General features: G+C 64.1%; 6 protein-coding genes and 1 pseudogene. 4 read left to right on the forward strand and 3 right to left on the reverse strand.

The window, feature by feature from the left end:
* The 4 genes and pseudogenes from QZY48_RS02715 to brxL all read left to right on the forward strand — a co-directional run.
* Nucleotides 1–761, forward strand: a pseudogene (locus QZY48_RS02715) (SAM-dependent DNA methyltransferase); the annotation flags it as partial.
* Nucleotides 758–1855, forward strand: coding sequence for a PDDEXK nuclease domain-containing protein (locus QZY48_RS02720; protein WP_295427372.1), 1098 nt, complete (start codon nt 758–760; stop codon nt 1853–1855). The pseudogene QZY48_RS02715 and the gene QZY48_RS02720, both read left to right, overlap by 4 nt.
* Nucleotides 1852–4191: a BREX-1 system phosphatase PglZ type B gene (gene pglZ / locus QZY48_RS02725; protein ID WP_295427375.1), complete on the forward strand. Its 2340-nt coding sequence runs from the start codon at nt 1852–1854 to the stop codon at nt 4189–4191. Before QZY48_RS02720 ends, pglZ begins: the two co-directional genes overlap by 4 nt.
* A 93-nt stretch (nt 4192–4284) precedes the next feature.
* The gene (gene brxL / locus QZY48_RS02730; protein WP_295427378.1) at nt 4285–6429 is read left to right on the forward strand and encodes a BREX system Lon protease-like protein BrxL; all 2145 of its coding nucleotides are present in this window, start codon (nt 4285–4287) and stop codon (nt 6427–6429) included.
* Nucleotides 6430–6511: 82 nt separating this feature from the next.
* Here brxL and QZY48_RS02735 read toward each other — a convergent pair whose 3' ends face one another.
* The 3 genes from QZY48_RS02735 to QZY48_RS02745 all read right to left on the reverse strand — a co-directional run bounded on the left by QZY48_RS02735 (nt 6512) and on the right by QZY48_RS02745 (nt 9958).
* Nucleotides 6512–9028 (reverse strand): sulfatase-like hydrolase/transferase, encoded by a 2517-nt coding sequence (locus QZY48_RS02735; protein ID WP_295427382.1) that lies wholly within the window; start codon nt 9026–9028, stop codon nt 6512–6514.
* A 175-nt stretch (nt 9029–9203) separates the two neighbouring features.
* Nucleotides 9204–9413, reverse strand: coding sequence for a hypothetical protein (locus QZY48_RS02740; RefSeq protein ID WP_295427384.1), 210 nt, complete (start codon nt 9411–9413; stop codon nt 9204–9206).
* Between the two features lie 284 nt (nt 9414–9697).
* Nucleotides 9698–9958 (reverse strand): hypothetical protein, encoded by a 261-nt coding sequence (locus QZY48_RS02745; protein WP_295427386.1) that lies wholly within the window; start codon nt 9956–9958, stop codon nt 9698–9700.
* Between the last annotated feature and the right edge of the window lie 223 nt (nt 9959–10181).

Genomic DNA, 10181 nt, shown 5'->3' on the forward strand with positions numbered 1-10181 from the left:
ATGGTCTGGAAACGCTGGCGGATGCCGACGGCATCGTGCCCATCAGCCCCGCCAAAGGCGAAGGCCCCGCCGCCGAACGCCTGCGCGAACTCCTCGCCCGCGCCTTTGGTGCGGATTGGAACGCCGCCCGGCTGGAAGAATTGCTCGCCCAGGTGGATTATGCCGGCGCCTCGCTGGAGGACTGGCTGCGCAACGGCTTCTTCGAGCAGCATTGCAGGCTCTTCCACAACCGCCCCTTCATCTGGCACCTCTGGGACGGCCATAAGAGCGGATTCAGCGTGCTGGTGAATTATCACAAGCTCACCCATGCCAATCTGGAAAAGCTGACCTATTCCTACCTTGGCGATTGGATTCGCCGCCAGCAAGCCGCCGTGGAGGCGGGGGAAGCCGGCAGCGACGCCAAATTGCAGGCCGCCAAACAATTGCAGGCCACGCTCAAGCTCATCCTGGAAGGCGCGCCGCCCTACGACCTCTTCGTCCGCTGGAAGCCGCTGTCGCAGCAGGCCATCGGCTGGCAGCCCGACCTCAACGACGGCGTGCGGATGAACATCCGTCCCTTCATGCTTGCCCCGGATGTAGGTAAGAAAGGCGCCGGCATCCTGCGCACCAAGCCCAACATCAAGTGGGAAAAGGATCGCGGCAAGGAGCCCGTGCGCGAGAAGGCCGAGTTTCCGTGGTTCTATGACGGCGGTATTTTCACCGGCAACCGGGTGAACGACGTACATCTGACGAAACAGCAGAAGGAGAGGAGTGCCTCATGACGCAAGAATCTGCGGTCACCAACGCTGCCGATGCAGTGCCGCCGGCTGGGGAGGCGGACGTTCTGCTGACGGAGGTGCGGGAGCTGATCCTGTCGGCACGCCAATCTGTCGCGCAAGCAGTCAACTCAACGTTGACCATGCTCTATTGGAAAATCGGCAGACGGATTCGGCAGGACGTGTTGCAATCCAAGCGGGCCGGCTACGGTGCGCAGATTGTCGCCGCGTTGGGGCGACAATTGGAGCGGGACTTCGGGCGGGGCTTCGGCGAGAAGAACTTGCATCGGATGATTCAGTTTGCGACTGTTTTTCCTGACGAAAACATTGTCGCCGCACTGCGGCGACAATTGGGTTGGACTCACTTCAAGGCCATCATCGCCATGGACGATCCACTCAAACGCGACTTCTACGCCGAAATGTGCCGCATGGAGCAGTGGAGCACGCGGACCCTGAATCAGAAGATTCAGTCGATGCTCTTTGAGCGAACAGCGTTGTCGAAGAAGCCGGAAAAATTGATGGCGGCGGAGCTGAAGAAGCTGCGCGAGGAAGACAAGTTGTCGCCGGACCTGGTTTTCCGTGACCCCTATCTGCTGGACTTTCTGGGGCTGAAGGATACCTACGCCGAGAAGGATCTGGAGGCGGCGATCCTTCGCGAGATCGAGTCATTCATCCTCGAACTCGGCGTCGGCTTTTGCTTCGTCGCCCGGCAGAAACGGATGCAGATCGATGGCCGCGACTATTACCTCGACCTGCTTTTCTACCACCGCAAGCTGCGCCGCTTGGTGGCGATTGATCTAAAGATCGGCAACTTCGAGGCGGCGGACAAGGGCCAGATGGAGCTTTACCTGAGCTGGCTCAAACGCTACGAATGCGAGCCGGACGAGGCAGAGCCCTTGGGCATGATCCTTTGCGCGGGCAAGAGCGACGAGCATGTGGAGCTGATGGACCTGCAACGAAGCGGCATTCATCTGGCCACCTATCTCACCCAACTGCTGCCTAAAGAGCAACTGGAACAGAAGCTGCACGAGGCGGTCCGGCTGGCACGGCTGCGGCTGCAAACTATGCCCGCCGGAACCATCGAGGACCCGTTGCCATGAGTGAGACACTCGCCCAACGCTTGGCGGCGGCCCTGCGGACCACCGCCCAGTCCTACGCTGCGGGCGATCAGGTCGCGCCCTGCGCGGTGCTCTGGACCGATCCCGAGCGCTTGTGGGAGGGGGTGATGGCCGAGCTTTCTGCGCTGCTGCCGGAACTGTTTCTGCTCGGCGCTTATGCCCCGGCAAGGCGCACCGGGCCAGCGCTATGGCTACGCTGCATCGAGGCGCGCGTGGTTGACGGTGCCCCGCCGGCGGGGACCACGCCGATCCTGTACCTGCCGGGCATCAGCCGCGACCAGTTGCGCACCGCGGAGGACTGCCCCCAGGACGTGGCCGCCCTGGTGGAGTTGCAGTATCGCGGGGCGATGTGGCTGCATGTGAACGGTAAGGAATGGACTCCCTATGCCTTCTTGGTTTCAAAACACGGTGGGCTCGATCTCGATGTGGCCAAGGATCAGGCGACGCTCGATGCACTGGCCGGCGCGCTCCCGGCCCTGATGACGGAGCCGATTGCCGCGCTGCAGGGCCGGCGACTGGATTCGGAGTTTTTCAATGCCTTGGTGGCACCGGATGCGACCGGGCTGCTGCTGCGTTGGCTGAGCGATCCAGAGGTCTTCAAACAACGCCGCTCGGATGCGGAATGGAAGGCCTTCTGCCAGCAGAGCAAGGCGGATGCCGGCTTTGATCCAGTCAAGGACGGCCCCCTGAAGGCGGCGGGCTTGCTCGCCGCGCGGATGAATTATTGGGGCAAGGTGTGGCACCGTTTCACCGAGGCGCCGGCGAATTGGCCCGGCATCGCGCAGTGGCTGACGCGGGCCACACCGAAGAGCCCCGGCCTGTTCGATTCCGCCGAGGTCTGGCCGACCCTCAATGAAAGCGAAGAGCGAAAGTTGCAGCAGGCGTTGGCGTCGCTGGTCGATCGGCCTCAGGATGAGGCGATCCGCCGGGTGGCTGAACTGGAGGCGCGGCACGCGCAGCGGCGCGCTTACCCGTGGCAAGCACTCGGGCTCAGCCCACTGGCAACGGCACTGGGGCCGCTGGCGCAACTGGCCGGGCTGTGCCAGAGTGCACCCGGCGCCGCGACCCCGGATGCCTATGCCGCGGCTTATGCCAGCGACGGCTGGCGGGTGGACGCCGCCGCCCTGGCCACCATGGCGGCCTGCGGCTCACCAGAGCAGCATGGTGCGGTGCTGGGGACCCTGCGCGCGATCTATCTGCCGTGGCTTGAGCATTGCGCCCGCCACCTGCAACAGCTCATTCACGCGCATGGACAGGCGGTATCCAAGCGGGCCGAACCCATCGCAGCGGCGGCGGGGCGGCTCGTGGTCTTTGCCGACGGGCTGCGGATGGACGTGGCCCGGCAGTTGGCCGAGAAGCTGGCGGCGGCGGGGATCGCATCGACGCTGGATTGGGAGTGGTCGGCCATCCCGTCGGTGACGGCCACCGCCAAGCCCGCGGCGTCACCCGTCGCGGATGCGGTTCAGGGCGGCGACGCCAGCGATGAGTTCGCCACCCGGCTGGTTTCCACTGGGCAACTCCTGACGCAGGAGCGTTTTGTGGCCGCCCTGAAGGATCGCGGATGGCAGGTCCTGGGGTCGGACGAAACCGGGGACCCTGCCGGTTCGGCCTGGACCGAGGCCGGCGCGCTCGACCGGCGCGGTCACACGGAGGGCTGGAAGCTGGCGCGCAGCGTCGCAGCGGAAATCCGCGATCTGGTCAGCCGGATCGGCGCACTGCTCAAAGCGGGCTGGACCGAGGTGGTGGTGGTGACCGATCACGGCTGGCTGCTGGTGCCCAATGGCCTGCCGAAGGTCGAACTGAAGGCCTTTCTGACGGAAACCCGCTGGAGTCGTTGCGCCGCGTTGAAGGCGCAGGCGCAGACCGATACGCTGGCGTTCAAGTGGCACTGGAGCCCCGCGGTCATGATGGCCAGCCCGCCGGGCGCCGGCAGCTTCCGCGCCGGCATCGAGTATTCCCATGGCGGGGTGTCGCTCCAGGAAATGGTGACCCCGGTGCTGCGCGTGACGGCCGCGCGACCGGAGGGGGCTGCGGCACGGTTGCTGGAGGCCGAGTGGACCGGGGCCAAGTGCCGCCTGTTGGTCGGCGGAGATTGTAGCGGCGTGCGGGTGGATGTCCGTACCAGTCAATCCGACGCCAACACCTCGCTGCTCACGGACAAGCAGGCGCGCGAGACCACGCCCGACGGCAAGGTGACGGTGTTTCTCGAAGACGATGCGGACATCGGCAGGCTGGCCGAAATCGTGCTGTTGGATACTTCCGGGCAGGTGATCGACTCCCTGCCCACCACGCTTGGGAACGGTTCACTAATAAGTTAAACAGGTCCATTAGGAAATGCTTTTTGCGCCGTTGTCGTTGTCGTTGTCGTAATCGAGGTTATCGGAGCGCCCCGGATTCCCTCGCATGCCAAATTGCAGCGATTCTCCGATTACGATTACGATTACGATTACGACAACGACAGCCACAACGATAACGACAACCACAACGACATCGACATCGATATCATGAGCCAACCACTGGACGCCATCGATCGGATCGCCACCAACGCCTTTGAAGGCTACGTGGTGCGCAAGGACCTGGTGCGCAAGTTCAAGGGGCAATACCCGGTCCCCACCTACGTGGCCGAGTTTCTGCTGGGGCGCTATTGCGCCTCGGTGGACGAGGAGGAAATCGCCGAGGGTCTCAGGATTGTCGAACGGCAGCTCGGCGAAAAGACCGTCCGCGCCGGTGAACAGGAGCTGTTCAAGGCGCGCGCCAAGGAAAAGGGGCATGTGAAGCTGATCGATATCATCACCGCGCGGCTGGATGCCGGGTCCGATTCATTCGTGGCAAGCTTGCCGAGCCTGCAATTGAAGGACGTGCGCATCAGCGAGGCGATGGTCCACGCCAACGAGCGCATGTTGACCGGGGGCTTCTATGCCGAGGTCGAACTCGCCTACGACCCGACCATCGCCCAGGAGAAGAATGGGCGCCCGTTCGGCATCGACTCGCTGCGCGAGATACAGTTGTCCAAGCGCGACGTGCTACCCGCGCTCTATCGGGGCCGGGAGGCGTTTGCCACGCAGGAGTGGACGGACTTCCTGATCCGCGGCATCGGCATGGAGCCGGAGCAGCTCAGCCCCCGTGCCCGCGACCTGATGCTGCTGCGGATGGTGCCGTTCGTGGAGCGCAATTACAATCTGGTGGAACTCGGGCCCCGCGGCACCGGCAAGAGCCACCTGTTCCAGCAGGTCTCGCCCTATGCCCACCTGATCTCGGGCGGCAAGGCGACGGTCGCACGCATGTTTGTGAATAACGCGAACGGTCAGCGCGGGCTGGTCTGTCAGTACGACGTGGTCTGCTTCGATGAGATCTCCGGCGTCTCCTTCGACCAGAAGGATGGCGTGAACATCATGAAGGGCTACATGGAGTCCGGCGAGTTCAGTCGCGGCAAGGAGAGCATCCGCGCCGATGGCGGCGTGGTGATGGTGGGCAACTTCGAGGTGGACGTGCAGCATCAGCAGCGCGTGGGCCACCTGTTCGGGCCCCTGCCGCCCGAGATGCGTGACGACACGGCCTTCATGGACCGCATCCACGCCTATCTGCCCGGCTGGGATCTGCCGAAGGTCAACCGCGACCTGCTGACCAATCACTTCGGCCTGGTCAGCGACTTCCTGTCCGAATGCTGGAACCAGTTGCGGCGCCAGAGCCGGCAGAGTGTCCTTCAGGGGCGCCTGCACCTGGGGGGCGCCCTGAGTGGACGCGACACGACCGGCGTCCAGAAGACCGTCAGCGGCCTGATCAAGTTGGTATCGCCGAATCCCGAGACCCCCGTTTCCGACGAGGTGCTCGAATGGGCGTTGCGCCTGGCGCTGGAGTGCCGCCGGCGGGTCAAGGAGCAACAAAAGCGCATCGGCTCCGCCGAGTTTCGCAACACCCAGTTCAGTTATACGATCGGTGACGACGGGGTGGAGAAGTTCGTGGCGACGCCCGAGCTTTACAGCGAGAACAGTATCGGTAGCGATCCGCTGCCGCCGGGACAGGTCTGGGTGATTTCCGGCGGTGGCGGCGACGAAAACCCCGGCTTGTATCAAATTGACATCGCCGAAGGCCCGGGTAGCGGGGTGAAGATTCTGAACCAGCCGGCGCCGCCGCCGTTCAAGGAGAGCGTTCGGTGCGCCGAGCACAACCTCTACGCGCGGGCGAAGGAGCTCGTTGGTGAGCGCGAACCTCGTCAGCACGAGTTCACGGTTCAACTGCGGGCATTCGACAGCGCCAAGAGCGGTTCCGCGGTCGGCGTCGGCGTACTGCTCGCACTGTGCTCGTCGCTCCTCCAAAAAAGCATCAAGGGCGGATTCGCTGTCACCGGCGGCCTGAATCTGGGCGGCTCACTCGAAACCCTCTTCAACCCCGTGGCCGTCGTTGAAACGGCCATCGAGAAGGGCGCCGGCAGCATCCTGATGCCGATCAACAGCCGGCGGCAATTGAATGACCTGCCCGACGAGCTGGCGGCCAGGATTACCATCCACTACTACCTCGACGCCCGCGATGCCTTGCTGAAGGCCTTAGCGATCTGATTGGCGTTGACGTGATCAGGCCGACATTGCGCAGGCCGTTGCCGCCATCCCGCAACGGCCTGCGCGGTTGCTAGGGAACGGCCTATTTCGCGTCGGCGGCTTTCGCCACGCCCTCTTCGAGTTTCTTGATGTCCGCGGGCGAGAGCTCCGGACGATCGACCTTGATCGTCAGCTTCACGAGCTTGGCGGTCAGCGGGAAGGGCGGCCGGTAGTCCGCGTCATTCACGCCGGTCAGGGTATCGGAGCCGATGTCGAATGACTCGTCCCATTGCAAGATCATCGGCAGCGTCTTCTCCATCCGCTTGGTAGCGACCGCCTTGCCGTCGACCTTGAGTGTTCCGGTACCGGGCCGGCCGACGCCGCTGAAGTTGTTGAGCGCCAAGGTACCGGCGCCCAGGCCCTCGTATTGGAAGTCGAATTCAAGGGTGTGGGGACCGGGGGTCAGCGCGTCCGGACCTTCCCATTTCAAACGCTCCAGGTCGACCAGGTTCCACAGAAAGACCGGCTTGCCCCCGAGCAGGTAGAAGCCGTAGCCGGCGAAGCGCCCGCCCGAGGTCAGGATCATGCCCTCGGCACCGCCTTGCGGAACCTCGATTGCGGCGGTAATGGTGTAAGAGGCGTTGAGCAGCATCGGCGAGTCGCCCTGGGGCAGGCCGGTCATCGGCCGCGTATAGACAAACTCGGTGCGTCCCGCGGTGATGTTCGGGCGCGGGGCCACGATCCGGGCCGCCACCGAGGCATCGAGCGGGAAGACCTGGTGCTTCTTCGCCTCCGCGACGAACATCTGCTTCAGGTCCTTGACCTTCTCCGGGTGCTTTGCGGCGAGGTCCTCGCTCTGGGTGAAATCGCGGCTCAGGTCGTAGAGTTGAAACTCCTGGTTGTTCAACGGATCCGGGTTGGCCGGACCGAAGGCCTCCCAGGGCGCGCGATTGACCTTGGTGCCGAGCAGCCAGCCGTCATGGTACAGGGCCCACTGGCCCATCATCTCAAAGTACTGGGTCTTGTGGCGCGACGGCGCCTTGGCATTGGCCGCATCGAAGGTGTAGGCAAAGCTCGTGCCCTCGATCGGCGCTTGCTTGATGCCATCGACGACCTCGGGCGCACTGAGGCCGGCCGCCTCCAGGATGGTGGGGACCACGTCGATCACATGGACGAACTGCTCGCGCAGTGCCCCCTTGTCCTTGATGCGGGCCGGCCAGGATACGACCATGTTCTGATTGGTGCCGCCGAGTCGGGAGGCGTTCTGCTTGAACCAGTCAAACGGCGTGTCGAAGGCCCAGGACCAGCCGGCGGACATGTGGTTGTAGGTCTGCTCGGTGCCCCAGACGTCATACCACTTGAGTTGCATCTCAGCAGGCATGTTACTCACGCCGTTGAACCACGCGACTTCGTTGGGCGTCCCGAGCGGCCCGCCTTCGGCGCTGGTGCCGTTGTCGCCGTTGATGTAGATGACGAGCGTGTTGTCGAGCTTGCCTAAGTCCTGAAAGGCCTGAATCACCCGCCCGATCTCGTGATCGTTATAGGCGGCGAAGGCGGCGAAGACCTCCACCTGGCGGATAAAGAGCCTCTTCTCGTCCGCGGTGAGTTTATCCCAGGGTTTCAGGATCTCGGCGGGCCAGGGGGTCAACTGGGCATCCTGCGGGATCACGCCAAGCCGCTTCTGGTTGGCGAAGATGCGCTCGCGCAGCTTCTCGTAGCCGTCGTCGAAGAGATGCATGGCGTGGACCTTGTCCACCCATTCCTTCATCGGGTGGTGCGGCGCGTGGGTGGCGCCGGGGGCGTACTTGATGAAGATCGGTCGATTCGGGTCGGTCTGGTGGATGCGCGTCATGTAGTCGATCGCATCGTCGGCCATCGCGGTGACCAGGTTCCAGGTGCCGGGCGCCTTGCCCTCGAAGGGGTAGATCTGGGTGGTGTTGCGGAACAGGTTCGGCTGCCACTGGTTGGAGTCGCCGCCGACGAAGCCGTAGAAGTATTCAAAGCCCATGCCGGTCGGCCACTGGTCGAAGGGCCCGACCTGGCTGGCGGCGAAGGCCGGGGTATTGTGATCCTTGCCGAACCAGGAGGTGGCATAGCCGTTGTCAAGCAGGATGCGCCCGATGGTGGCCTTGTCCTTGCCGATGATGCTGTTGTAGCCGGGAAATCCCGTGGACTGCTCCGAAACGACGCCGAAGCCGGCCGAGTGGTGGTTACGTCCGGTGATGAGCGCCGCCCGGGTCGGCGAGCAGAGCGCAGTCGAGAAGATGCGGTTGTAGCGCAGGCCCTCGTTGGCGATGCGGTCCATTGAGGGGGTGGGGATGACGCCGCCGAAGGTGCCCGGCACGCCGAAGCCGGCGTCGTCGGTGATGATCAAGAGCACGTTGGGCGCGCCCTTGGGCGGCACCACGCGCGGCGCCCACCAGGGCTTGGATTGCAGGGCGTCGTCCTTGATGACGCCGCCGAACTTGGGGTCGGGCGGCGGCAGTTGATTGCCGGGGATGGTCGTGGTGGCACCGGGCGAGCCCGGCGTGCCGGTGACCTGCTGGGCATGGACGGGCGCGACGCCGACCATCGCGATGGCGATTGCCGCAGGCACGATTGTTCTCAAGTATTTCAGCATCGGTAGCTCCTCCGAATCCGATCGTATTGATGTGGTTTTCAACTTCGGCGCTTCATTCTGCCGTTCATACGGAGACGTACTGTAAGCGTCTTCCCGTAATCTCAGAAACCTCGCTACGACAATAAGTTACGAAAGACTGGCCGGACGGGGCAAAGGCCCCGCCCGGCGCGGCGGACTATTTCTTCAAGTCCTCGACCGCCTTCTGCTCTGCCGCCGCTCTGCCTTCCATGCCGCCCGCGACCGCGGCGGCGTCGACCGACTCCTGAGTCTTCAGTTTGGCGGCACGCTCATTGGCCGCGGTGGGGTCTGCTTTGGCCTTGGCCCGCGCCGCGGCGGCCTCTTTCGCCAGCTTGTCCGCCTGGCCTTGGAGGCTGTCCGCCAGCATCGGCTGAAGTGACCCGCGAGCGCGGGCCGCCACAACTGTTCAGCGGCGCAAGCCGGCGCGGTTCACCCCGCCATTTAGATTTCCTGGTTTTGGTGCGGCAACCGCGCGTGCCGCTGGTGCCACCGGCGCCTTGGCGACCGGGCGTGCGACACAGCCCTTCGGGACGCCTACCGTCTTACAATAAACGACGGCGCTTGCGGGCGCGGCGGCGAAAACGAAGCCAATGGCCAGCACGGTAGATGCAATCGATCGGTTCATCAGTGACTCCTGCGTGTGGTGGACGATTACCAACGGATGCTGACCCCCAGGCCCGGCCCGGAGAGTGTCAGCTTCGCGTCATTGCCGGTGAAGTCATACCCGAGGGCGCGCCAGGCCAGGGTGACGGCGCCCCAATCGAAGCGATACCCCAGACCCAGGAGGGCCTGCCAGGTCCAGTTCGAGGTGCCGGCCCCGACGTCCGCGTAATAGGGTACGAACCAATGGCCGCCCGCGAATCGGACCTGGCCGCGGACGCCGACGATCCCATCCCATACCTGCCGGTCCATGGCTGCCTGGTGGTTGCGCAGGTAGCGCCCCTGCGCGTCCTGCAGGGATAGGGTGAGGTCGCTGCTGAGGTCGAGGAAACGCGCCGTTCTATCAAACTTACAAATTCATGCGTAAACATGAATAAAGTTGACTTCCTGCTTCACGGGGGCCGGTTTCACGCGGACCTTGCGGCCCGCGCCAGCGCCCTCCCCTCCACAGGCAGACACCGCGGAACTCGCGGCG

This window comes from uncultured Thiodictyon sp. (genome assembly GCF_903828115.1).
GTDB lineage: Bacteria > Pseudomonadota > Gammaproteobacteria > Chromatiales > Chromatiaceae > Thiodictyon.

Bases quoted from the DNA above. Each gene is read 5' to 3' on its own strand.
- pglZ (WP_295427375.1), top strand. From the start codon at position 1,852: ATGAGTGAGACACTCGCCCAACGCTTGGCGGCGGCCCTGCGGACCACC.
- QZY48_RS02735 (WP_295427382.1), bottom strand. From the start codon at position 9,028: ATGCTGAAATACTTGAGAACAATCGTGCCTGCGGCAATCGCCATCGCG.
- QZY48_RS02720 (WP_295427372.1), top strand. From the start codon at position 758: ATGACGCAAGAATCTGCGGTCACCAACGCTGCCGATGCAGTGCCGCCG.
- QZY48_RS02745 (WP_295427386.1), bottom strand. From the start codon at position 9,958: ATGGACCGGCAGGTATGGGATGGGATCGTCGGCGTCCGCGGCCAGGTC.
- QZY48_RS02740 (WP_295427384.1), bottom strand. From the start codon at position 9,413: ATGCTGGCGGACAGCCTCCAAGGCCAGGCGGACAAGCTGGCGAAAGAG.